This is a genomic window from Dactylosporangium salmoneum, from assembly GCF_039532525.1.
In the GTDB taxonomy this organism is placed as follows: domain Bacteria; phylum Actinomycetota; class Actinomycetes; order Mycobacteriales; family Micromonosporaceae; genus Dactylosporangium; species Dactylosporangium salmoneum.
Genome location: NZ_BAAARV010000022.1, coordinates 1 through 23,513, shown reverse-complemented (window position 1 = coordinate 23,513; position 23,513 = coordinate 1). Strand labels below are relative to the sequence as shown.

Here is a 23,513-nt window from a genome sequence, read left to right as displayed (position 1 = left end):
CCCTCACGACGGTCCGGGGGACGCGGGCGCCTCGCGTACCGGCTCCGCGACCGTAGTCTGCTCGGGCAACGGGGGCAGGAACACCGTGCGATCGAGGCGTTGCAGGTCGGTGATCGGGTCGACCACCCGGGTCTCGGGCCGGGCCGCGACGGCGCGCAGGGCGGCCGGCGTGGCGTAGACGACGGCGGCATACACGCACGAGCAGTGCTCGCGATAGGCGGTGGCCTCCTTGTCGGCCACGATCGACCCGGCCACGTAGCGCTGGCGGGCGTCGGCGGGCGCGGCGTCGTCGCGGGCAAGCAGGTCGCGGTAGTGCTGGGCCTCCTCGCTCTTGCGTGCGGCGGTGGAGTCCATGGCCGTGACCACATCGTCGGGCAGCTTGTACGCCCCCAGCCGGACGAGCTCGGTCTGCGTCTGCGGCAGCGGTACCCGGGCGAAGACGCTCGACACCGAGACGTCCGCGAGCACGGGGGTCAGCCGCTCGGGGGCCAGGTAGGCGGTGAACGACACCAGCGCGTAGACCGGCGCGTCGCCGGGCAGGGCGGCCAGCTCGTCCTTGCCGGTCTGCACGTACGCCGGGATGGAGTCCCCCTCGCGCACCCCGACCCGCAGCACGTCACCCAGCGACGGGTCGCTGTGCGGCCGGTCGCCGCGGTGCACGGCCAGCAGGGTGGCGGTCACGGCGACCACGCCGACGACGATCGTGAACGCGCGCAGGCGCTGGGCACCCCGGAAGATCCGGGCGAGCACGTCGCCGATCGGCGGCAGAATGCGCTGGTCGAGTCGCTGGAGCTGCTTCATCGCCCCGCCAGGGTCGCACAGCGCTTCCTGAAGGGTGACCCACGGGGTCTTGACATCGAGGGAGTGAAGGATTTCTATCAGGAAGGTTTCCTAATAGAAGCCCACCCCCACTCCCCCACCGGAGAAGAGGTCCCAGTGCGCAGATCGACCACGATCCGTGCGATCGGATCCGCCGCGGTGGCGCTCGCCGCCACCGGGGTGTTCCTCGCGGTCCAGCCGTCCGCCCACGCCGCGACCGCCATCCCCGCCCACGTGTTCGCCCCGTACTTCGAGGCGTACAACGGCGACAGCCTCAACGGCCTGTCCCAGCAGTCCGGCGACAAGTACCTCACGATGGCGTTCATCCAGACCGCCAGCCGGGGCTCGTGCACGGTCTACTGGAACGGCGACAGCGGCATGCCGATCGCGAACTCCACGTTCGGCAGCGACATCGCCGCCATCCGCGGCCGCGGCGGCGACGTCATCCCGTCGTTCGGCGGCTACGCGGCCGACAACGGCGGCACCGAGATCGCCGACAGCTGCACCGACGTCAACCAGATCGCGGGGCAGTTCGAGAAGGTCATCACCACCTACGACGTCACCCGGATCGACCTGGACATCGAGGACAACTCGCTGACCAACACGGCCGCCATCGACCGCCGGAACAAGGCGATCAAGATCACCGAGGACTGGGCGGCCGCCAACGGCCGGAGCATCCAGTTCGCCTACACGCTGCCGACCACGACCAGCGGCCTGGCCTCCAGCGGGCTCGCCGTGCTGCGCAACGCGGTGACCAACAACGCCCGCATCGACGTGGTCAACATGATGACGTTCGACTACTACGACAACCAGTCGCACCAGATGGCCAACGACACCAAGACCTCGGCCAACGGCCTGCACAGCCAGTTGCAGCAGCTGTACCCGGCCAAGTCCAGCGCCGAGCTGTGGTCCATGGTCGGCATCACCGAGATGATCGGCATCGACGACTTCGGGGCGGCCGAGACCTTCACCGTGGCCGACGCCAACGCCGTCTACAGCTGGGCCACCCAGCAGGGCATCGCGGAGCTGTCGTTCTGGGCCCTGCAGCGCGACAACGGCGGCTGCCCGGGCACCGCGGGCTCGGACACCTGCTCCGGGATCTCCCAGAACACCTGGGACTTCTCGCACATCTTCGCGCCGTTCACCAGCGGCGGCACTCCGAACTCGCCCAGCCCTAGCGCCAGCGGGTCGAAGAGCCCGTCGGCCAGCCCGAGCCCGTCGCGCAGCACCAGCCCCAGCCCGAGCACCCCGCCCGGGTCCGGCCTGGTCAACGGCGACCTCGAGACCGGCAGCCTGGCCCCGTGGACCGGCGGCCTGTGCAGCGTCGTCACCACCCCGGTGCACGGCGGGACGAAGGCCCTCAAGGCCGCCGCGTCCAGCTCCGACAACGCGCAGTGCACGCAGACGGTCGCCGTGCAGGCCAACCACACGTACACCCTGACCGCCTGGGTCCAGGGCAGCTACGCGTTCCTGGGCGCCACCACGGCGTCCGGCGACGTGAGCACCTGGACGCCGGGGGGCTCGAGCTGGACGAAGCTGACCGTCACGGTCAACACCGGCAGCTCCACCTCGATCAAGGTGTGGGTGCACGGCTGGTACGGCACCGGCACCATCTACGCCGACGACATCACGCTCGTCTGACGTAGCGACAGGTAACGCCTAGGCGGCGGCGCTCAGGACCTCCAGCGCCGCCGCCAGGTCGGCGGGGTACTCGCTGACGAAGGAGACGTACTCGCCGGTGTGCGGGTGCTCGAAGCCCAGCTCCCGGGCGTGCAGCCACTGCCGCGACAGGCCGAGCCGGGCGGACAGGGTGGGGTCCGCACCGTACGTCAGGTCCCCCACGCAGGGATGCCGCAGCGCCGAGAAGTGCACCCGGATCTGGTGGGTCCGGCCCGTCTCGAGCTTGATGTCGAGCAGGCTGGCCGCGGGGAACGCCTCGATCGTGTCGTAGTGGGTGACGCTCGGGCGCCCGCCGGACACGACGGCGAACTTGTAGTCGTGGCTCGGGTGCCGGTCGATCGGCGCGTCGATCGTGCCGCGCAGCGGGTCCGGGTGGCCCTGGACCACGGCGTGGTACCGCTTCTCGACCTCCCGGGCCTTGAAGGCGCGCTTGAGCGAGCTGTACGCCGGCTCGCTCTTGGCCACCACCATGAGCCCGGTCGTGCCGACGTCGAGCCGGTGCACGACCCCCTGCCGCTCGGCCGCACCGCTGGTGGCCACCGTCTGGCCCATCGCCGCCAGCCCACCGATCACCGTCGGGCCGGTCCAGCCCGGGCTCGGGTGCGCGGCCACGCCGACCGGCTTGTCCACCACCACGATGTCGTCGTCGCTGTAGACGATGGCCAGGCCGTCGACCGGCACCGCCTCGATCTGCACCGCGTCCGGCGGGGCCGGCAGGGTCACCTCGAGCCAGGCGCCGGCCCGGACCTTGTCCGACTTCACCCTGACCTGGCCGTCGACCGAGACGTCGCCCGCCTCGACCAGGTCGGCCGCCGTGGTGCGGCTCAGCCCGAAGAGCCGGGTGAGCGCCTGGTCGAGGCGGGTGCCGTCCAGTCCGTCCGGGACCGGCAGCGAGCGGATCTCACGCACACTGCACCTCAGCCACGCTGTGCCCGCGTCCCGTCGCGCCGGCGGCCGGCGAACTCGAGCAGGATGGCCAGGGCCACCCCGACGGTCAGGGCCGAGTCGGCGATGTTGAACACCGGGAAGTGCCCGCCGTGGTCGTCCAGGAAGCTGAACATGTCCACGACGTGCCCGCGGAAGGGCCCCGGGGCCCGGAACAGCCGGTCGACGAGGTTGCCCGCCGCGCCGCCCAGGATGAAGCCGAACGCGACCGCCCAGGCGACCGACACGGTGCCCCTGATCATGTAGAACAGCCAGCCGACCACGCCGAGAGCGATGATCGGGAAGATCCACGTCTGGTCGCGCATCATGCTGAACGCCGCCCCGCTGTTGCGGGTGTAGATGACGTAGATCAACCCGCCGAGGATCTTCTCCGCCGGCTCGTTGTGGGCCAGGTTCGCGGTCGTCCACTGCTTGACGGCCACGTCGATCGCGATGACGGCGGCCGCGACCAGGCCGTAGACGGTCCACGCCCGGGCCCGGCGAGGGGACGGCGCCGCGGGCACCGACTCGTCGTGCGCCACGAGGTCGGTCCGATCCTGGATTGGGTCGTGAGTGGTCAGCGCCGCTCCTCCAACTGCTTGCAGGTGACGCAGAGCGTAGCGGACGGGAACGCGGCCAGCCGCTCGACCGGGATGGCGTTGCCGCACTTCTCACACCAGCCGTAGCCGCCCTCGTCGAGACGCTCGAGGGCCCGCTCGACCTGGGAGATCCGCTCGGCCAGGTTGTTCGCGATGGTGATCTCCTGCTCGCGCTCGCCGGTCTTCGTGCCGGTGTCGGCCTGGTCGTCGCCGGCCGAGTCGGTGAGGCGGTGCTGCTGCAGCTCGTGGATCTCCATCAGCGTCTGGTCGTGCTCGGCCTTGAGCTCGTCGCGGCGCTCGATGAGCGCGACCCGGATCTTCTCGGTCTCGGCCACCGTGCGGGTTCCGCGGGCCGGCTTCGTCGCCGCGGTCGTCTTCGGTTCTGCGGTCTTGGCCATCGTGGCTCCCTCGGCCGCACGGGCGGCGGTTGACGTGGTCGGCGCTTTCCTGGTGCTGGTGGTGCTGTGTCTGGCGGGCGTCGCGGCCGGCGCCGCCGCGTCCTCCCTCGCCCGCCTGGCGGCCGTGCCGGCCGTCCGTGCATTTGCGCTCTTGGACCCCTGCGAGGTCCCGGAAGTCCCCCGCGTCGTTCCGGATGGTTCAGTGGTCCCGGCTTGCCGAGCGGCGGGTTTGTGTGCTGTTGTCACAGTGGTCGCACCCGTCACATCGGCGGCGTTGCCCCGCCCGGCACCGCTCGCTGGCCGGCCTTTCGGCACGGCATCAGCCCGCTCGGCCATGGCTCCCCCAGATGCAAAATGGGCGCGCGACGCGTCGTCGCGCACTCCAGTGGCTGGCAAGAATACGGAATGTACACGCGTCCGACAAACGCGCCACACGCATTCCGCCAAATTTGATCAGTTCCCAGTGTTTCAACCAATTATTGGCGCCGATCCTCGCCGTGTTCGGCGAACCAGCGGGCGAGCCTTCCGCGCCTGCTCACGGCCCGCAGCCTCCGCTCCGCGGCGTCGCGCACCTGCTCGGTCGTGACGATCAGCAGGCTGTCGCGGGTCTTCAGGCGGGTCTCGGGCGCCGGCACGAAGGCGCCGCCGTCCCGCAGCACCAGCGTCACGACCGCACCGACAGGCAATCGTAACTCGTCCACGTGCACCCCGTTGAGCTTCGAGCCTGCAGGCACCTCGACCTGGAGCAGGTCCGCGCGCATCCGCTCCAGCGGGGCCGCCTCGACCTGCAGGTCGGTCGGCTCGGCCGGGGCGGTCACGCCGAGCAGGCGGGCGGCCGGCGGCAGCGTCACGCCCTGGGCCGCCGTGTAGATCACCACCAGGACGAAGACCACGTTGAACAGGTCCTGGGCGCCGGGCAGACCGGCGGAGAGCGGAATGGTGGCCAGCACGACCGGCACCGCGCCCCGCAGCCCGGCCCAGGACAGGAACGCCTGGTCGCGCCAGCCGAACCCGGCGTTGCCCAGGCTGAACGGGGTCACGCTGACCAGCACCGACAGGGGCCGGGCCAGCAGCACCAGGACCAGGCCGACGACCAGCGCGGTGACCACGGCGCCGCCCATCTGGCTGGGCGAGGCGAGCAGGCCCAGCAGCACGAAGAGGCCGATCTGGGCCAGCCAGGCCATGCCGTCGGCGAAGCCGAGCATCGCCCGGCGGTGCGGCAGGCGGGCGTTGCCGAGCACCACGCCGGTCACGTAGACGGCGAGGAAGCCGGAGGCGTGCGCGACCGAGCCGGCCGCGTAGGCGAGCACGGTCAGGCCGATCGCGGCCAGCGGGTACAGGCCGGCCGAGGGCAGCGCGGCCCGCCGCAGCGCCCACGCACCGCCGAAGCCGGCCAGCAGCCCGATCGCGGCGCCCGCGACCAGCTCGTAGACGACCAGGCCGAGCTGCTCGTACCAGGGGTTCATGGCCGACAGCGGGGTGGACAGCAGTACCACCAGGATCACGACCGGCGCGTCGTTGATCCCGGACTCGGCCTCCAGCAGCGCGGCCAGCCGCGGCCGGACCGGCACCCGGCGCAGCGTGGAGAACACGGCGGCGGCGTCGGTCGAGGACAGCACCGCGCCGTAGAGCAGGGCCTGCTGCCAGCCCACGCCGAGGGCGAAGTGCACGACCGCGCCGACGACGGCCACGCTCACCACCACGCCCACGGTGGACAGCACCAGCGCCGGGCCGAGCACCGGGCGCAGCGTCGACCAGCGGGCCGTCAGGCCGCCCTCGGCGATGATCACGACGAGGGCGCAGATGCCCAGCGTGCGGGTCAGCTCGGCGTCGGCGAACCGGATGCCGAAGCCGGCGTCGCCGATCACCAGGCCGAGCAGCAGGTAGACCAACAGGCTGGGCAGGCCGAGGCGGACCGAGAGGCGGACCGCGCCGACGCACACGAGTAGGACCGCCGCGCCGATGAGGAGCGCGACGTTGAGTTCATGACTCAACCGCGACCCGCCAGCAGCTGCGCGACCCGATCGGACAGGCCCTGCGGCGGGTCGGCCAGCTCGACCAGCTTGTCCCGGCTGGCCGCACCGGCCTTGAGCCGCAGGGCGGAGGGGCGGACCCCGATCGCGGCCGCCAGGGCCTTCAGGGCGGCCTCGGTGGCCTGCCCGTCGACGGGCCGTGCGCCCACCGTGACGATCACCGCGGGGCCGTACGGCCCGGGGTGGCTCCCGCCGACCGCGGTGCGCGACGCGCCGGGCCGGACGCGGATTGCGATGGTGAGCATGTCTCATTGTGAAGGTTCACCCGATCGAGGGCGATACTCCACCCGGCGAAACCCGCTTCCGCCGCTCGTTCAGCGGCGGGCGCCGAGCAGGACGTCGTTGGGCGTGCAGGCGCTGCAGGGGGTGAAGCCGAGCTCGACGGCCTCGTGCACCGGCAGCGGCTCGTTCTCGCGGCCCAGCAGGTGGGGGCAGCTCGGCACGTGGTAGCGGGGCCGGCCGTCGATCACCAGCACCTCGGCGTCGAGCGTGGCGACGCGGGCGAGGTCGGCCGCCGACGAGTGCTGGATCGGCGGCTCGTCGGCCGGGTCCTCGTCGTCGTAGTCCTCGTCATCGTCGTCATCGTCGTAGGCGGGTGCGCTCGCGACGCGGCCGGCGTCGTACCCGCCCCGGTCGCGGTACTCGTCGTAACGCACGTCGTCACCCTGTTGGGGGACGGCCGCGTCGGGCTCGTCGCGCACCGGGGCCATCATGGCCGTCTCGTCCGGGGCGACCGCCGGGCGACCGCCGCCGCCGGCAGTGCCGTAGGTGGTGCCGGCGCGGGCCCCGGCGCCGACCGCCTGCCGCTCGGCCCGGCGCGGGAACTCCTCGGAGTCGGCCAGGTCGAGGCCGTCGGCACCGAGGCGGGAGGCGAACGGGTCGTAGCGCTCCGACGGCACCTGCCGCCCGACGCGGGTGCGGGCCGCGCGCGCCGCCGCGGCCTGGCGGCCACCGACGATGAGCGCCACGGCGGCGAGCAGGCTCGCCCCGATGGACGCCACCAGCAAGGCGTCCGAGCCCTGCAGCAGGCCCAGCACGAGCAGCCCGACGGCCACCACGATCAGCAGCAGGCTTCCGACGATCACGGCCCTGTCCCTCCGCAACGCGAACCCCGGGGCACAGAGCCTTCCCGGGCGAGTCTCTCTCAGCCGGTACAACGATCGAACGTGCCGAAAGTCTCCCAGAACACGCCGGCGCCCCAGCCGATTTTCGACTGGGGCGCCGCGTGTCGCATTGACGGGGCGGGTGGGGCTGCGGTCAGCGACCGGCTCCCTCGTAGCCGCCGGTCAGGCCGGCCGTGGCCAGGCCGCCGCCGACCGCGGGGCGGCTGGCGCTCTCGTTGCGGGCGGCCATCTCGGCCTCGAGGCTCTGCTCGCGGCCCGTGAGGTCGCGCAGCTGGCTCTCCAGGTAGGCCTTGAGGCGGGTGCGGTACTCGCGCTCGAACTGCTTGAGCTCCTCGATGTGCTTCTGCAGCGCGGTCCGCTTCGCGTCGAGGCCGCCCATGGCCTCCTGGTGGCGCTGGCGGGCGTCGCGCTCGAGCGCGTCGGCCTTCGCCCGCGCGTCGCGGGTGACCTCCTCGGCCTTGGTGCGGGCCTCGGTCAGCAGCTTGTCGGCCTCGCGGCGGGCGTCGGACACGTGGTCGTCGGCGGTGCGCTGGGCCATCATCAGCACACGCAGCGCCTGCTGCTCGCCGTCGCCGGAGCCGCTGGGGCCGCCCTGCGAGCGGATCTGGTCGAGCTCCTGCTGCATGCCGCGGGCGGCCTGCTCGGCGGAGGACTTCTCCCGCTGGACGCGCTCGAACTGGGTCTTGAGGTCGGCGAGCTCGGCCGCGAGGCGGGGGTCGCCGCCGCCGGCGCCGGGGGCGGTGCGGGCCGGGCCGCCACCGCGCTCGAGCTGCGCACGCAGCTCGTTGTTCTCTTCGATCAGCCGGGCGAGCTCACGCTCGACCTCGTCGAGGAAGGCGTCGACCTCCTCCTCGTCGTAGCCCCGCTTGCCGATCGGGGGCTTCTTGAAGGCGACGTTGTGAACGTCGGCCGGGGTCAGCGGCATCGAAACTCCTCGGGTCAGTTGCGGCCGCGTGGCCGCCGAGCGGTGCGTGTCACGAGAACGCCGCGATCAGCCGCCCTAACACGACGTACATCAGCACGAACAGGATAACCAGCAGCACAAGCGAAGACAGGTCCACGGCCACGGTACCAATGCGCAGCGGACGAATCACCCGCCTCAACGCTTTGAGCGGCGGATCGGTGACGCTCCACACCACTTCCAGCGCCGCCGCGGCGCCCCGGCCGGGCTGCCAGCGGCGTCCGAACTGCATGACGTAGCCCATCACGAAGCGTGCGAGGAGCGCCACCAGGAACAGGTAGAGCAGCAGGTGGACGATCTGCAGGGTGATGGACACCACGGTCGTTGAGTCCTCGCATCAGCTCTGGTTGAAGAACCCGCCCTCGGCGATCTTAGCTTTGTCCTCTGCGGTGACCTGGACATTTGCAGGAGAGAGCAGGAAGACTCGGTTGGTCACCCGCTCGAAGTTACCACGGAGTCCGAATACCAGCCCGGCAGCGAAGTCCACCAAACGTTTGGCGTCTGCCTCGTCCATTTCGGTGAGGTTCATGATCACCGGCACGCCGTCGCGGAAGTGCTCCCCGATGGTGCGCGCCTCGTTGTACGTGGTCGGGTGCAGCGTGGTGATCGCGTAACGGCGATCGTCGCTGTCCTCCTCGACCTGCGGACGGTCCCGAAGCGTGCTCGACGGGGTGAGCGCGAGATTGTCGCGTGTCGGGTAGCTGATCGACGAGTTCGGCCGCGTGATGGAACGCACGGTGCTGGTCCGGCCGGCCGCGCTGGCCTCCAGCCGCTCGGCCGCGGAGAGCCGCTCGGAGGCGCTCAGCCGGTCCGACGAGCCCAGCCGATCGGACGTGCTCAGCCGGTCGGAGCCGCTCAGCCGGTCCGACGAGGCCAGCCGGTCGGAGGCGCTCAGCCGGTCGGACGTCCGGTCCATGGCCGACAGCCGGTCGGCGGCCGACAGGCGGTCCGAGGTCGTGCGGGAGCGCGGCGCCGGCACCTCGTCGACGTCATCGTCGTCGTCGAGGAGGTCGTCGCCGTACCGGTAATGACGATCGTCGTAGCCCCGATCATCCTCGTCCTCGACGAGACCGAGCCAGACGCCCGCCCTGCGCAGAGCACCCATGCGCGCTCCTCCGTCCACCGCCATGCGGCACTTCCCCCCGTTGTCGGTGCCACCGATCACGTTGTGCGACACCGCCCCGCCGGCGCAGAACCACACCCGTGTAGTTTTTCCGTTCCCGCGGCCAGGCTACCCCAGTGGGGTGCGTTTTCCGAGCAATGCACTCCCGACACGAACATGTGTCGAGCCGTGCAGAATCGCGGATTCCAGGTCGTTGCTCATGCCCGCGGAAATCCAGTCCGCGGGGTCGTGCGGGCCGCCGAAGCGCTGCCGAATCCGCGACCCGATCGCGGCGAGCCGCGCGAATGCCTCGTCGGGGGCCCAGCCCAGCGGGGCCACCGCCATGACGCCGCGCAGCGACAGCGCCGGGCCGGCCGCGATCGCCTCCGCCACCTTCTCCACCATGCCGGTCAGCGCCCCGCCGCGCTGCTCGTCGTCGTCCAGGCTGACCTGCACCAACGCGCCGAGCGGAGTCTCCCGCCCGGCCCGCGCCGCGGCGTCGGCCAGGGCGTCGACCAGGCGCAGGCTGTCCACGGAGTGCACGACGTCGGCGTAGGACGCCACCGAGCGGGCCTTGTTGCGCTGCAGCTGCCCGACGAAGTGCCAGCGCATGCCGGGCACGGCGGCGGCCTTGGGGGCCGCCTCCTGGTCACGATTCTCCCCGACGTCGCGAATGCCGAGCTCGGCCAGGCGGGCGACGTCCTCGGCCGGATAGGTCTTCGTGATGGCCACGAGCGTCACCGATTCCGGCTCGCGACCCGCGGCGCGGCAGGCGGCCGAGATCCGCTCGCGCACCGTCGCGAGATTGGCCGCGATCAGCGCCGTGCGCTCGTCCACACAAAACTCCCCCAGATACGGCGATTGGGTAGACCGCCCCAGCGGCCTACCCAATCGCGGCTGATGTCAATCACGCGCCGTTCTTGAGGAAGTCCGGCACGTCGACGTCGTCGAACAGGACCCGCCGGGGCGGCGGCGGCGCCTGGCGCTCCTGGGGAGCCGGCTCCTTGGGCTGGCTGTGCTGCGGGCCGTGCGTGGTGCGCGGGGCCCGCGCCTCGATCGGGCGGTACGCCGGGGCACCCCCGTCGAAGCCGGCCGCGATGACCGTGACGCGCACCTCGTCGCCGAGCGCGTCGTCGATGACCGCGCCGAAGATGATGTTCGCGTCCGGGTGCGCGGCGTCGGTGACCAGCTGCGCCGCGTCGTTGATCTCGAACAGGCCCAGGTCGGACCCGCCCGCGATGGACAGCAGCACGCCCCGCGCGCCGTCCATGCTCTGCTCCAGCAGCGGGCTGGAGATCGCCGACTCCGCGGCCTCGACCGCGCGGTTGTCCCCGCGGGCGCTGCCGATGCCCATGAGGGCGCTCCCGGCGCCGCTCATGACGCTCTTGACGTCGGCGAAGTCGAGGTTGATCAGGCCCGGCGTGGTGATCAGGTCGGTGATGCCCTGGACACCGGAGAGCAGGACCTGGTCGGCCTGGCGGAACGCGTCCATCATGCTGATGCCGCGGTCCCCGAGGGCCAGCAGCCGGTCGTTGGGGATCACGATGAGCGTGTCGCACTGGTTGCGCAGCTCCTCGATGCCCGACTCGGCCTGCACCTGCCGGCGCTTGCCCTCGAACGAGAACGGCCGGGTGACCACGCCGATGGTCAGCGCGCCGAGCTTCCGCGCGATATTGGCCACGACGGGCGCCCCGCCGGTGCCGGTGCCGCCGCCCTCGCCGCAGGTGACGAAGACCATGTCGGCGCCCTTGAGCACCTCTTCGATCTCGTCCCGGTGGTCTTCGGCCGCATTCTTGCCGACATCGGGATTGGCGCCCGCGCCAAGGCCGCGGGTCAGTTCCCGGCCGACGTCGAGCTTGACGTCGGCGTCACTCATCAGCAGGGCCTGGGCATCGGTGTTGATCGCGATGAACTCGACGCCCTTCAGGCCAACCTCGATCATGCGATTGACGGCGTTGACACCGCCGCCGCCGATGCCGACGACCTTGATGACCGCGAGATAGTTGTGCGGATGAGTCATCGGACCACCTTTCCTTTCGAGGTTGGCGAGCGCCGATCCTGCCCGGAGTCGTGATGCCCGACCCCGCGACGGGCGGCGTCCGCCAGAATGCGAACGCATCGGATGGGGGTCCCGCAAACCCTCACCCTTTACTAGAGGCTTATAGTTATGTCAACTAATGCCTTATCGCAAGGTAAGGGCCCGACTGTCGTGATCCAAGGACCACGCCCCGGCGTGTCGGCTAATCGCCTACGACGCCATCGACCAACTCCCTAACTGCATCGAGGTGCCCGTTGTGACGGGCGGTCTCCTCGATCATGTGCAGAAGCACCCAGCGGACCGACACCTGTCGCCCGTGGCGGCGGCCTTCGCACAGCGCCGAGGGGTCCAGGCCGGCGGCGAGGCGGCGGGAGACGTCGCACTGGGCCCGGTACTCCGACAGCGCCTCGGCCAGCCCGGCCCCGGGCCGGCGCCGCCACTCCAGATCGGGATCCTCGTCGGTCCAGCGCATCGGCGTGTCCAGGCCGGCCACCACCCGCTCGAACCAGTAGGACTCCACGGCGGTGAGGTGCTGCACCAGGCCGGCCACGGTGGACAGCGGGCTGGCCGGCAGCGGGGCCTTCCAGGCGTCCCCCTCGGCCAGCCCCGCGCACTTGAGGTGCACCGTCTCGCGGTGGAAGTCGAGCCAGCGGGCCAGCTGGTCCGCCTCGTCGCCGACGAACGGGACCGGCGCGCGGGTCACTTCTCGAGCACCACCCCGGGTGCGCTCACGTCCAAGGTCCGGCCCGGCTCGATCCGGGTGCGTTCCAGCACCCGCACCTTGGCCGCGTTTTGCGTCGCGTCGCCCCAGATCACCAGGCGGTCGTCGGTCAGCTCGAGCCGGATCCGGGTCGGGCTCTCGGCGACCAGGGCGACCAGCTCCGCGCGGATCACCGGCGACAGGGCCCCGAGCACGGTCAGGGCGCCCACGGTGGTCGGGTCGCCGGCCTGGGGCTGGGCGAGGCGGACCACCGGCAGGCCCGGCGGGGCGACCTCGACCGGCAGGTAGGCCACGCCGTCGCCGTCGAGCAGGGTGTACCCGCCGACCTTGGGCACCACGGCCACCGGCGTGCGTTCCCGCACCGCCACGACGAGGGTGTGCGGGTAGCGGGTGGTGACGGCGGCCGAGCGCACCGGGGCGAGCGCCTCGACCCGCCGCCGCACTCCAGGCAGGTCGAGACGGGGCAAGGGGGTGCCGTGCGGGACGGCCGCGGCTCGCCGTACCGCCGCGGGGTCCACCACCGAGGCACCCGTGACCTCGATGTCGCCGACGCCCAGGACCGGGGTCAGGTAGACGATCGCCACCGCCCCGCCGAGCAGCGCCGCCATGGCCAGGCCGATCAGCCAGGGCAGTGCCGCGCGGAGGCGGTGCTGCCGGGCCCGCTTCGCGAAGCGCCGCACCGAGGACGGCGCGTCGCGAGGGGCCAGGACGAGCCGCCATCCGCGCGTCTGCATCGGGCCGGCCTAGTCGTCGGCCCGGGAGTGCCGGCCCACGTAACCTTCCGGCTCCCCGTCACCCTTGAGCGCGGCGAGCAGCTCGTCGCCCATGAGCGAGATCGGCGGCGCGCCCATGGTGACCACCACGTCGCCCTCGCGCACCCGGGCGACGACCTCGCCGGGCACGTCCTCCCAGGACGGCACGAACACCTTGCGGTCGTCGGGCAGGTCGACGGCGGCGGTCAGGGCCACCCCGCCCTCCCCCGGCTCGCGCACCTCGCCCGGGCCGAAGACCTCCATGATGATCGCCTCGTCGGCCAGCGACAGGCCGGCCGCGATCTCGGCCTGGAAGTCGCGGGTGCGGTACACCCGGTAGGGCTGGAAGACCACGACGAGCCGCCCGTCGCCGGCGACCTCGCGCAGCGTGCGCAGGGCCGCGGCGATCGGGACCGGGTGGTACGCGTACTCGTCGTAGACCCGCACCCCCGCCTCGGCGCCCTTGAACTCGAACCGGCGGCGCACGCCGGGGAAGGTGGCCAGGCTCTCGATCGCCGTCTCGGCCGGCACGCCCAGCCGCAGCGCGGTGAGGATCGCGCCGGCCGAGTTGAGCCCGAGGTGGGCGCCCGGCACCGGCAGGAAGACCTCGCCCAGGGGCACGCCGTCGTGGTGGGCCACGTAGCGCACCCCCTGCGCGGACGAGCGGACCTCGCTGATGCGCAGGTCGGCGTCGGGCGACGTGCCGTAGGTAACCACGTCGGCGCCGGCCGCGCGGGCGCGCACCGCCATCTGCATCGCCCCGGCGTCGTCCGCGCAGGTCACCACGAACCCGCCCGGCTCCACCCGGGAGCAGAACTCGACGAACGCGTCCTCGAGGCCCTGCAGGTCGCCGTACGTGTTGAGGTGGTCGGCGTCGATGTTCGTGACGACCGCGACGTGGGGGGTGTACAGCAGGAACGAGCGGTCGCTCTCGTCCGCCTCGGCCACGAACAGCTCGCCGCTGCCGTGGTGGGCGCTGGAGCCGACCGCCGAGATCTCGCCGCCGATCACGAACGACGGGTCGAGCCCGGCGTGCTGGAGGATCAGCGTGATCATCGAGGTGGTGGTGGTCTTGCCGTGCGTGCCGGCCACGGCGACGCTGCGCCGGCCGTGCATCGTGGCCGCCAGGGCCTCCGAGCGGTGCATGAGGCGCAGGCCCCGCTCGCGGGCGGTGACCAGCTCGATGTGGTCCTTCGGGATGGCGGTGGAGTAGACGACCGTGTCCACGCCATCGAGGTTGGACGGCTCGTGGGTGCGGTAGATCGTCCCGCCGAGCGCCTTGAGGGCGGCCAGCTGGGGCCACTCCTTGAGCTCGCTGCCCGACAGCGGGATGCCGCGGGTCAGCAGCAGCCGGGCGAGCCCGCTCATGCCGACCCCGCCCACCCCGACGAGGTGAACCTTGCCCAGGTCCTCGGCCGTCAGACCGTTGTCGCTGCTCATCCTCCGACCACCTTCAACACGTACCGACGAAGGGCCTCGTCGCCGTCGCGGCGGCCGTAACCGGCGGCCGCGCGGCTCATCGCCGCGAGCCGGGCGCCGTCGCGCACCAGCGGCACCACGGTGTTCGCGATCAGCTCGGGCGACAGGTCGCCGTCCTCGACGATCAGGCCGCCCCCGGCCTCGACCACCGGCAGTGCGTTGCGCCGCTGCTCGCCGTTGCCCCACGGCAGCGGCACGTAAACCGCCGGCATGCCGATCGCCGCGGTCTCGGCGCAGGTCATCGCGCCACCGCGGCACAGCGCCAGGTCGCCGGCGGCGTAGCCGAGCTCCATCTCGGAGAGGAACTTGACCCGCACGTACGGCGTGGCCAACCCGGACGGGACGTCGAAGTCCTCGTTGCGGGCGCCGATGATGTGCAGCACCTGCACGCCGGCCGAGGTAATCGCCTGGGCCGCGCCGGCCACCGCGTTGTTGATCGAGCGGGCGCCCGAGGAGGCGCCGAAGACGAACAGCGTCGGCAGGTTGGGGTCCAGGCCGAAGTAGCGCCGGGCCTCGGCCCGCCGGGCCGCCCGGTCCAGGGTCGCGATGCTCTGGCGCAGCGGGACACCGACGACCTCGGCGCCGGCCACGGCCGGCATCAGCTGCCGCTGGTGCGGGAAGCCGAGCACGAGGTGGTTGGTGAAGCGCATGCCCATCCTGTTGGCCACGCCGATGGGCACGTTCACCTCGTGGATCACGGACGGCGTCTTGCGCCGCCAGGCCGCGAGGTAGGCCGGCACCGAGACGTAGCCGCCGAAGCCCACGACGACGTCGGCGTTGACCTCGTCGAGGATCGCCCGGGTGGCCCGGGCCGCCTTCCACATCCGGTCCGGGGTGCGCACGAGGTTCATGTTGACCGAGCGGGGCAGTTGGTACGCCGGAACGTGGCGCAGCTCGTAGCCGCGCTGCGGGATGAGTTCGTTCTCCATCCCGCTGGGCGACCCGATGCAGGTGATGCGGACGCCGGGGTCGTGCCTGCGCAGACAGTCGGCGAAAGCCAGCAACGGGTAGATGTGCCCGCCCGTGCCTCCGCCGGCCAGCACCACCGAGCGCAGCGCTGCCATCAGGTGCTCCTTCCGCGGGTCGACCCCGCGAGGGTGGGCCGGCCCGTCGTGCGTGTCGAGGGGTCCGTGCCGTCGTCGTCCTCGCGGGCGCGCGGAAGCGGCGGCAACGGCGCCCAGAGTAGTCGCACCCATTTCCGGGGTGGACGGGCGTGCATGGCTAGCGCGCACTCCGGCTCGGCCCGGGCGGAGGAGGTGAGGATGCCGGCCGCGCCGAGCGCCACGACGAGGGCGCTGCCGCCGTCGGAGATGAACGGCAGCGGAAGGCCGGTGATCGGCATCAACCCGACCACCCCGCCGATGTTGATGATCGCCTGGCCGACGAACCAGATGGTGATCGCGGCCGCCACCAGCCGGCGGAACGGGTCCTCGACCCGGCGGGCGATGCGCAGCCCGGTGTACGTCAGCATGCCGAACAGCAGCAGGACCACCATGCAGCCGACCACGCCGAGCTCCTCGGCGACGATGGCGAAGATGAAGTCGTTGTGCGCGTTGGGCAGCCGGCCCCACTTGAGGTGGCCCTGGCCGAGCCCGACGCCGAACCAGCCGCCGTCGGCCATCGCCCAGAGGCCGCGCAGGTACTGGTACCGCCCGTTCTCCGCCTTCGGGTCGATGCTCGGGTCGAAGAACACCTTGAGCCGGTCGAGCCGGTAGTCCTTGTGCGCCGGCAGCAGGATGAGCGCGACGACGCCGGCGGCGAAGAAGGCGCCGAGCCAGCCGAACACCTGCAGCCGGGCGCCGGCCGCCCAGAGCAGCCCGGTGAACAGTACGACCATGCAGATCATCGAGCCGAGGTCGTTGTAGCCGACGAGCAGCAGCAGCGTGACGGTCACCGGGAACAGCGGGACGAGCAGCTCGCGCCAGGTCAGGATGGTGCGGCCCTTGCGCACCAGCAGGTCGGCGCCCCAGACGACGAGGGCGAACTTGGCCAGCTCGGCCGGCTGCAGCTGCAGGCCGCCGATGTGCAGCCACAGGTCCTCGACCCAGATGGGGCCGATGTGGATGGCCTGGACGGTGTCGCCACTGCTGCGCCGGGCGGCCAGCCAGCCCATGAGGTCGACGAAGCACATCAGGAAGAACGAGGCGAGCAGCAGCGGCACGGCCACGGCCCGGAACGTGCGCACGGGCAGCCGCTGGCACACCCAGAACGCGAGCAGCCCGACCACCGCCGAGAGCGTCTGCTTGACGATCGAGGTGAACGGGCTGCCGGTGGCCGCGTAGTTGCCGACGCTGGTCACGGAGAAGACCATGATCAGGCCGATGAACACGAGCAGCCCGACGCTGGACAGCAGCAGGTAGTAGGAGGCGAGCGGGCGGTCCAGCAGGCCCCGGAGGGTGCCGACGAAGTTCGCGGCCCACCCGCCTTCCGCGGGACGCGTCCGCTCGTGCGTAAGGTTAGGAACTTCCTCCCCGTCGCTCCTCATGCCGCCCATCATTCCGGCGCCGCGCGCCGAATGCTCGTTACGACGCGCGGACAGCGCCAGGGGGTTCCGGCGAGGAACCCCCTGCCGCTACGAGACGGCGACGAAGCGACTACGAAGCGCCACTCATCACTCTGAGGAAGTCGGCGGCGAAGAGGCCGAGGGCCGCCGCCACGCCGAGGCCGGCGATGATCCAGAACCGGACCACGATGTTGACCTCGCTCCAGCCGGCCAGCTCGAAGTGGTGCTGGAGCGGGACCATCCGGAAGATGCGCTTGCCCGTGGTCCGGTACGAGCCGATCTGCATCACCCAGGTCACCACGATGATGACGAAGAGCAGGCCGAGCAGCGGCAGCAGCAGGATGGTCTTGGTCGCGACCGCCAGGCCGGCGATGAGCGAGCCCAGCGCCATCGAGCCGGTGTCGCCCATGAAGATGCGGGCCGGGGACGTGTTCCACCACAGGAAGCCCACGAGCGCGCCGACGGCGGCCCCGGCGATCAGGGCCATCTCCAGCGGGTCGCGCACGTCGTAGCAGTAGTCGGCGGTGTACTGCGCGTCGGCGCACCAGTGGCGGTACTGCCAGAACGCGATCGCCATGTAGGAGATGAGCACCAGGATGGAGGTGCCCGTGGCCAGGCCGTCGAGGCCGTCGGTCAGGTTGACCGCGTTGGACATCGACATCACGACGAACACGAAGAACACGACCGCGGCGATCTTGCCGATGTTGAGCCAGTCGATGTCGTGCACCCAGGACAGCTTGGGGCTGGCCACGGTGGTGACGACCTGCCGGCCGGTCTTGTCGGCGCCCACGTAGAGGGCGATCGCGCCGAAGATGGCGCCGATCAGCGCCTGGCCGATGAGCTTGCCCCGCTTGTTGAGCCCGTCGCTGTTGCGCTTGGCGACCTTGAGGTAGTCGTCGAGGAAGCCCAGCAGGCCGGTGAAGACGAACAGGCCGAGCAGCACGACGGCGGTGGCGGTCGGCCCGGTCGGGCGCAGCTGCTTGTCGGGCAGCGTGGTGAGGGCCACGTGACCGCCCGTGTAGGCGACCAGGGTGGCGAAGATGAAGACGACGCCGCCCATGGTGGGCGTGCCCTTCTTGCCGAGGTGGGTCTTCGGGCCCTCGGTACGGATGGGCTGGTCGGCCTTCAGGCGGGTGAAGTACTTGATCGCGATCGGCGTGCCGAACAGCGAGATGAGAAATGCCACGAAGGCCGCGACGAAGACGGCCCTCACTTCAGGGCACCTTCCAGGCCACCGGAGCGCAGGGCGTCGGCGACGTCCCAGGTCCGGTACCGCGATCCCTTGACCAGGACCACGTCGCGCGGAAGCAGCTCGGCGCGCAGCAGCGCCACGGCGGCCTCCTGATCGGTCACGAGCACCGAGTCTCCTCCCCAACTCGCCACGGCGGCCGCCCCGTCCAGGATCGGCGCGGCCTGCTCGCTGACGGCCACGAGACGGTCGACGCCGAGTTCCGCGGCGAGGCGACCGACCTCTTCGTGTCCGGCTCGCTCGTACTCGCCGAGCTCCGCCATGAAGCCGAGCACCGCGATCTTGCGCCGCCCGCCGGCCACGGCGACGAGCGCGCGCAGCGCCGCCTCCATGGACGCCGGATTGGCGTTGAACGAGTCGTCGATGACCGTGACATCGTCGGCACGGTCGAAGACATCCATCCTTCGGGTCGACAAACCCTCTAGATCGCCGAGTCCGGCGGCGATCGCGGCCGGATCCATGCCCGCGTGGGTCGCGACGGCGGCGGCGAGTAACGCGTTGCCCACGCTGTGCCGCCCGGCGACGTCGAGGCGCACGGGCACCGGCTCGGCGCCCGGCACGTGCAGCGTGAACGCGAAGCGGCCGCGGTCCAGCGCCACGACGTCGGTGGCCCGCACCTCGGCGCCGGCGTCCTCGCCGGTCAGCACGACCCGGGCCCGGGTGCGGGCGGCCATGGCGCGCACCCGCTCGTCGTCGGCGTTGAGCACGGCCACGCCGTCCGGCCCGAGGGCCTCCACGAGCTCGCCCTTGGCCTGCGCGATGCCCTCGACGGAGCCGAACTCGGCGATGTGGGCCACGCCCACGTTGAGCACGACGGAGACGTCCGGAGGAGCGATTTCGCAGAGGTACCTCAGGTGCCCGACCCCCCGCGCGCCCATCTCGAGCACGAGGAAGCGGGTCCGCTCGCCGGCCTTGAGGACCGTGTACGGCGTGCCGAGCTCGTTGTTCTCGCTGCCGAAGGTGGCCACGGTCTCGCCGTGCGTGGCGAGCAGCCGGGCGATGAGGTCCTTCGTGCTGGTCTTGCCGGACGAGCCGGTGATGGCCACGACGGTCAGCCCGGGCATCCGGTCCAACGTGGCCCGGGCCAGCAGCCCGAGGGCGTGGCGCGGGTCCTCGACCACGATCGTGGGCACGCCCGGCACGGGGCGGCTGCCGAGCACCCCGGTGGCGCCGTCGGCCATCGCCTTGGGCGCGAACTCGTGCGCGTCGACCTTGGCCCCCGCGAAGGCGACGAAAAGCCCGCCCGGCCCGACCTTGCGCGAGTCGTACTCCACCGGCCCGTCGACGATCGCGGCCGGGTCGCCCTCGTGCAGCGTCCCGCCGACGATCCCGGCGATCTCTCCCAGCGACAACGCGATCATAAGGCCGCCTCCCGCAGCGCCGCCGCCAGCTCGACGCGGTCGTCGAACGGCAGCACCTCGCCGTTGATCTCCTGGCCGCGCTCGTGGCCCTTGCCCAGCAGCGCGATCACGTCGCCGGGCTTGGCCTGGGCGACCGCGTGGGCGATCGCCGCCCGCCGCCCGCCGACCTCGACCACCGCCGCCGCGCCGCCGGTGGCGCCGCGGGCACCGGCGAGCACCTCGGCCCGGATCGCCGCCGGGTCCTCGGTGCGCGGGTTGTCGTCCGTGACGATCACCAGGTCGGCCCCTTCCGCCGCGGCCCGGCCCATGAGCGGCCGCTTGCCCCGGTCCCGGTCGCCGCCGGCCCCGACCACGCACAGCACCCGGCCGCCGCGGTCGGCGGCCAGCGTGCGCAGCGCCCTGAGCACCTCGACCATGGCGTCGGGCTTGTGCGCGTAGTCCACGACGCCGACCACGTCACCGGGGGCGTCCACGCGCTCCATGCGCCCGGGCGAGCCGGGGGCGGCGGCCACGGCGCCGGCCGCGACGTCGAGGTCGACGCCCACCGCGACCAGGGAGGCGATCGCCAGCAGGGCGTTGGCCACGTTGTGCCGGCCCGGCAGCTGCACGCCGGAGCGGGCCGTGCGCCCCTGCCAGTGCACGTCGAACGCCTGGCCGTAGCCGGCCGGGGTCACGCCGGAGACGCCGAAGTCCGCGCCGTCACCCGCGACCGAGTAGGTCCAGGTGCCGGGCTTGCTCAGTCGCATTACCGACACATCATCGAAGTTGAGGATCTCGACGGCGGCGCGGCCGTCGAACAGGCGCGCCTTGGCCGCGAAGTACGCCTCCACACTCGGATGAAAGTCCAGGTGATCCATGCCGAAGTTGGTGAAGCCGGCGGCGGCGAAGCGCACCCCGCCGACCCGGCCGACCTCAAGCGCGTGGCTGGAGACCTCCATCGCCACCGACTGCACGCCGCGCTCCAGCGCCGCGGCGAACAGGGCGTGCAGGTCGGTCGCCTCGGGGGTGGTGCGGATGCTCTCGACGGTCAGGTCGCCCAGCCGCGTCTCCACGGTGCCGATCAGGCCGGTGACCTGGCCCGCGGCCCGCAGCCCGGCCTCGATGAGGTACGTCGTGGAGGTCTTCCCGGCGGTCCCGGTGATCCCGATCGTGGTCAGCCGGCGGGTCGGCTCGCCGTACACCTTGGAGGCGACGTCGCCGAGCACGTCACGGGGCCGGTCCACCACGATGAACGGCACGCCCGCGTCCTCCCGCACCCCCTCGGGGTCGGTCAGCACCGCGACCGCGCCGCGCCGCAGCGCGTCGGGGATGAACTGGGCGCCGTGGACGCGTGAGCCCGGCAATGCCGCGTAGAGATCACCCGGAAGTACGTCCGAACTACTGTGCGTCACCCCCGTGACCGCGACATCTTCCGAACCGCCGCCCAGCTCAGCGATGAGCACGGGGCGGACATTCCGCGGACGGGGATAGCCGGGCACGGGGTCAGACCCTACCCGCCTCGCCGGAGACCCACGGAGCCGGTGTCACGGGTAGATCGTGAGCTTCGGCGGCTCGGTGCCGGTCGGCTGGACCCCGAAGCTCGACAGGGTCACGGCCATCATGTCGCGGAACGCCGGGGCGGCCACCGAGCCGCCCGCGCCGCCGGGCACGTGCGCGGTCACCGCGACCACGTAGCGGGGCGCCTCGGCCGGCGCCATGCCGATGAACGACACCACGTCGCCGGGGGCGTACCCGCCGTTCTGCGGCAGCTTGGAGGTGCCGGTCTTACCCGCGATCCGGTACCCCGGGATCGCCGCCTGGTGGCCGGTGGCGTCGTCCAGCGTGGTCACGCCCTCGAGCATGACCCGCAGCTCCTGCGCGATCTGCGGGTCGAGCACCCGGCGGGTCTGCTGCGCGGCCGGCTTCGACGTCGTGCCGTCCGGCGCGATGATCTTGCGGACCAGCGTCGGCTGCACCCACAGGCCGTCGTTGGCGATGGCGCCGTACACCGCGGCCATCTGCATCGAGGTCGTCGCCACGCCGTTGCCGATCGGGATCGAGCCCGGGCTGGAGCCGGTCCACTGGTTCGGCGGCAGCAGCTGGCCGGCCGACTCGTTCGGCAGCCCGACGCCGGTGCGCTGGCCGAGCCCGAACTTCTGCTGGTACTCGTACAGCTTGTCCTTGCCGAGCCGGTCGGCGACCGCGATGGTGCCGACGTTGGACGACAGCGCCAGGATGCCCGGGATGGTCATCTGCGTGCCGTCCTTCTGCGGCGGGTGGTCCGTGTAGGTGGTGTCGCCCTTCTTCACCTTCGAGTTCACCGTGATCGTGCTGCTCGGGGTGATGATGCCCTCCTGCAGAGCGGCACCCATGACGATCGCCTTGTGGATCGAGCCGGGGTCGAACACGGTCGCCGTGCACTGGTCCTTGACCAGGTCCATCGACGTGCGCCCTGGGTAGGCCGCGGCGAAGCCCGGGTAGCTGGCCATCGCCAGCACCTCCATCGTGCGCGCGTCGAGCACGATGGCGGTGGCGAAGTCGGCGTTCAGCGGGCCCATGCGCTCGGCCAGGGTGCTCTGCACGGAGTACTGCAGGTCGGCGTCGATCGTCAGCTCCACCGAGCTGCCCGGGCGGGCCGGCTCGAGCTCCTCGTAGCCGTAGGGCAGCGGCTTGTCGAGGTCGCCCTCGCCGTGCTCGTAGACGTGCAGGCCGTCGACGCCGTGCAGCACCTGGTCGAACTGCTTCTCGATGCCCATCTGGCCGGACAGGTCTTCGCGCGAGGTGTAGCCGATGACGTTGGACGCCAGGTCGTAGCCGGGGATCTCGCGGCGCTCGTCGCGGGCCACCTTGAGCGCGCCGACGTGCAGCGCCGCGATGCGGTCGCCGTCGGCGACGTCGATCTGGTGTGCCAGGTACTCGAAGCGCACGTTCCTGCGCCCGTCGGCGGTCTTGTGCGGGGTCAGCTTGCTCACCAGGTCGGAGCGCAGCACGCCGTACTTGTCCAGGATGGCGAACAGCTTGTCGGCCAGCGCCCCGGGGTCCTTGACCGCCATCGGGTCGGCGGCGACGTAGCGCGTCTCGACCGAGTGCACCAGGATCTTGCCGTTGCGGTCCAGGATCGCGCCGCGGGCGGCCGGCAGGACGGCCTTCACCAGGCGGTCGTTGAGGCCCTCGGCGGCGTACGCGCTCGCGTCGGTCAGCTGCAGCTGCACCAGGCGGCCGCCGATGATCGTGAACAGCACCAGCGCGATGACGGTCGCCAGGCGGAGGCGGCGGCGCGGCTCGGCCAGCTTGGGCAGGCGGGGGTGGCCGGCCAGGCGGGGGACGCGGACGCGGCTCAGCCGCTTGCCCGTGCCGCCCGATCTGCCCATTCCCGCCGGTCTGCCGCGGCCGGTCCTGCTCTTCGCCCCGGCTCCCCGGGCGGCGCCGCCCGTCCTGCCGGCGCCGCGGGCGGCCGCGACCCGTCCCCCGCTCGTCCGGATGGTGCGGGTGGTGCGGGCGCCGCGCTCCGCCGCATCGTCCCGGAAGGCTTCCTCGCCGCGGACCAGCCGGTCGCGCTCCGCCCAGTCGGCGTTGTCGTCGGCGTCGCGATTGTGGAACGCACCGTTGCGCCGCGTCCGTGCGGCGCGCTCGGCGCGGGCCTCGCGCTCCGCGCGGCTCGTGCGCTCGGCTCGGGACGCCGCGGCGCGCCGGGCCGGATCGCGCTGCTCCGCCCACACGATGCCGTCGTCGGGCAGTGATCCGTTGCGCTCCGCCCGCGCGGCCCGCTCGGACCGCGGCGCGCGCTCCGC

At 72.0% G+C, this 23,513-nt stretch carries 22 protein-coding genes; 1 reads left to right on the top strand and 21 read right to left on the bottom strand.

Annotated elements, in window-relative coordinates; genetic code table 11:
• Positions 1-3: 3 nt before the first annotated feature.
• Positions 4-801, bottom strand: a complete 798-nt coding sequence (locus ABD352_RS13250) for a hypothetical protein (RefSeq protein ID WP_344612613.1) — start codon at positions 799-801, stop codon at positions 4-6.
• Positions 802-936: 135 nt separating this feature from the next.
• Here ABD352_RS13250 and ABD352_RS13245 point away from each other — a divergent pair, with 135 nt between their 5' ends.
• On the top strand, positions 937-2,460 hold the full coding sequence (locus tag ABD352_RS13245; protein ID WP_344612612.1) for a carbohydrate binding domain-containing protein: 1,524 nt from the start codon (positions 937-939) through the stop codon (positions 2,458-2,460).
• Positions 2,461-2,478: 18 nt separating this feature from the next.
• Here ABD352_RS13245 and ABD352_RS13240 read toward each other — a convergent pair whose 3' ends face one another.
• The 20 genes from ABD352_RS13240 to ABD352_RS13145 form a co-directional block, all read right to left on the bottom strand.
• Entirely contained in the window at positions 2,479-3,408 is a 930-nt protein-coding gene (locus ABD352_RS13240; protein ID WP_344612611.1) for an RluA family pseudouridine synthase, read from the bottom strand.
• An 8-nt stretch (positions 3,409-3,416) separates the two neighbouring features.
• Positions 3,417-3,965, bottom strand: coding sequence for a signal peptidase II (gene lspA, locus ABD352_RS13235; RefSeq protein ID WP_344612610.1), 549 nt, complete (start codon positions 3,963-3,965; stop codon positions 3,417-3,419).
• 35 nt (positions 3,966-4,000) lie between these two features.
• Positions 4,001-4,420 carry a TraR/DksA family transcriptional regulator gene (locus ABD352_RS13230; RefSeq protein WP_344612609.1) on the bottom strand — a complete coding sequence of 140 codons (420 nt, stop codon included), beginning with the start codon at positions 4,418-4,420 and terminating at the stop codon, positions 4,001-4,003.
• A 476-nt stretch (positions 4,421-4,896) separates the two neighbouring features.
• Positions 4,897-6,414 (bottom strand): potassium/proton antiporter, encoded by a 1,518-nt coding sequence (locus tag ABD352_RS13225; RefSeq protein WP_344612608.1) that lies wholly within the window; start codon positions 6,412-6,414, stop codon positions 4,897-4,899.
• Entirely contained in the window at positions 6,411-6,698 is a 288-nt protein-coding gene (locus tag ABD352_RS13220; RefSeq protein ID WP_344612607.1) for a DUF167 domain-containing protein, read from the bottom strand. Before ABD352_RS13220 ends, ABD352_RS13225 begins: the two co-directional genes overlap by 4 nt.
• A 69-nt stretch (positions 6,699-6,767) precedes the next feature.
• Positions 6,768-7,538 carry a hypothetical protein gene (locus tag ABD352_RS13215; RefSeq protein WP_425553537.1) on the bottom strand — a complete coding sequence of 257 codons (771 nt, stop codon included), beginning with the start codon at positions 7,536-7,538 and terminating at the stop codon, positions 6,768-6,770.
• Positions 7,539-7,710: 172 nt separating this feature from the next.
• The gene (locus tag ABD352_RS13210; RefSeq protein WP_344612606.1) at positions 7,711-8,502 is read right to left on the bottom strand and encodes a DivIVA domain-containing protein; all 792 of its coding nucleotides are present in this window, start codon (positions 8,500-8,502) and stop codon (positions 7,711-7,713) included.
• Between the two features lie 49 nt (positions 8,503-8,551).
• On the bottom strand, positions 8,552-8,857 hold the full coding sequence (locus tag ABD352_RS13205) for a YggT family protein (protein ID WP_344612605.1): 306 nt from the start codon (positions 8,855-8,857) through the stop codon (positions 8,552-8,554).
• 18 nt (positions 8,858-8,875) lie between these two features.
• Complete coding sequence (locus ABD352_RS13200; RefSeq protein WP_344612707.1) at positions 8,876-9,643, bottom strand: cell division protein SepF; 768 nt, start codon at positions 9,641-9,643, stop codon at positions 8,876-8,878.
• A 126-nt stretch (positions 9,644-9,769) separates the two neighbouring features.
• Positions 9,770-10,477: a YggS family pyridoxal phosphate-dependent enzyme gene (locus ABD352_RS13195; RefSeq protein WP_344612604.1), complete on the bottom strand. Its 708-nt coding sequence runs from the start codon at positions 10,475-10,477 to the stop codon at positions 9,770-9,772.
• A gap of 70 nt (positions 10,478-10,547) precedes the next feature.
• Positions 10,548-11,660 carry a cell division protein FtsZ gene (gene ftsZ, locus ABD352_RS13190; RefSeq protein ID WP_344612603.1) on the bottom strand — a complete coding sequence of 371 codons (1,113 nt, stop codon included), beginning with the start codon at positions 11,658-11,660 and terminating at the stop codon, positions 10,548-10,550.
• A gap of 220 nt (positions 11,661-11,880) precedes the next feature.
• Entirely contained in the window at positions 11,881-12,381 is a 501-nt protein-coding gene (locus ABD352_RS13185) for a DinB family protein (RefSeq protein WP_344612602.1), read from the bottom strand.
• Positions 12,378-13,133, bottom strand: a complete 756-nt coding sequence (locus ABD352_RS13180) for a cell division protein FtsQ/DivIB (RefSeq protein WP_344612601.1) — start codon at positions 13,131-13,133, stop codon at positions 12,378-12,380. Before ABD352_RS13180 ends, ABD352_RS13185 begins: the two co-directional genes overlap by 4 nt.
• A gap of 9 nt (positions 13,134-13,142) precedes the next feature.
• Positions 13,143-14,591, bottom strand: a complete 1,449-nt coding sequence (gene murC / locus ABD352_RS13175) for a UDP-N-acetylmuramate--L-alanine ligase (RefSeq protein WP_344612600.1) — start codon at positions 14,589-14,591, stop codon at positions 13,143-13,145.
• Complete coding sequence (murG, locus tag ABD352_RS13170) at positions 14,588-15,694, bottom strand: undecaprenyldiphospho-muramoylpentapeptide beta-N-acetylglucosaminyltransferase (RefSeq protein ID WP_344612599.1); 1,107 nt, start codon at positions 15,692-15,694, stop codon at positions 14,588-14,590. Before murG ends, murC begins: the two co-directional genes overlap by 4 nt.
• Entirely contained in the window at positions 15,694-17,115 is a 1,422-nt protein-coding gene (locus ABD352_RS13165) for an FtsW/RodA/SpoVE family cell cycle protein (RefSeq protein WP_344612598.1), read from the bottom strand. Before ABD352_RS13165 ends, murG begins: the two co-directional genes overlap by 1 nt.
• Positions 17,116-17,224: 109 nt before the next feature.
• Complete coding sequence (gene mraY, locus ABD352_RS13160) at positions 17,225-18,346, bottom strand: phospho-N-acetylmuramoyl-pentapeptide-transferase (RefSeq protein WP_344612597.1); 1,122 nt, start codon at positions 18,344-18,346, stop codon at positions 17,225-17,227.
• Complete coding sequence (locus ABD352_RS13155; protein WP_344612596.1) at positions 18,343-19,743, bottom strand: UDP-N-acetylmuramoyl-tripeptide--D-alanyl-D-alanine ligase; 1,401 nt, start codon at positions 19,741-19,743, stop codon at positions 18,343-18,345. The genes mraY and ABD352_RS13155 overlap by 4 nt, the downstream gene beginning before the upstream one ends.
• A complete protein-coding gene (locus tag ABD352_RS13150; protein WP_425553536.1) occupies positions 19,740-21,221 on the bottom strand; it encodes a UDP-N-acetylmuramoyl-L-alanyl-D-glutamate--2,6-diaminopimelate ligase in 1,482 nt (493 codons plus the stop codon). Before ABD352_RS13150 ends, ABD352_RS13155 begins: the two co-directional genes overlap by 4 nt.
• A 45-nt stretch (positions 21,222-21,266) precedes the next feature.
• The coding region (locus ABD352_RS13145; protein WP_344612594.1) for a peptidoglycan D,D-transpeptidase FtsI family protein at positions 21,267-23,513 on the bottom strand (2,247 nt) is incomplete at its 5' end.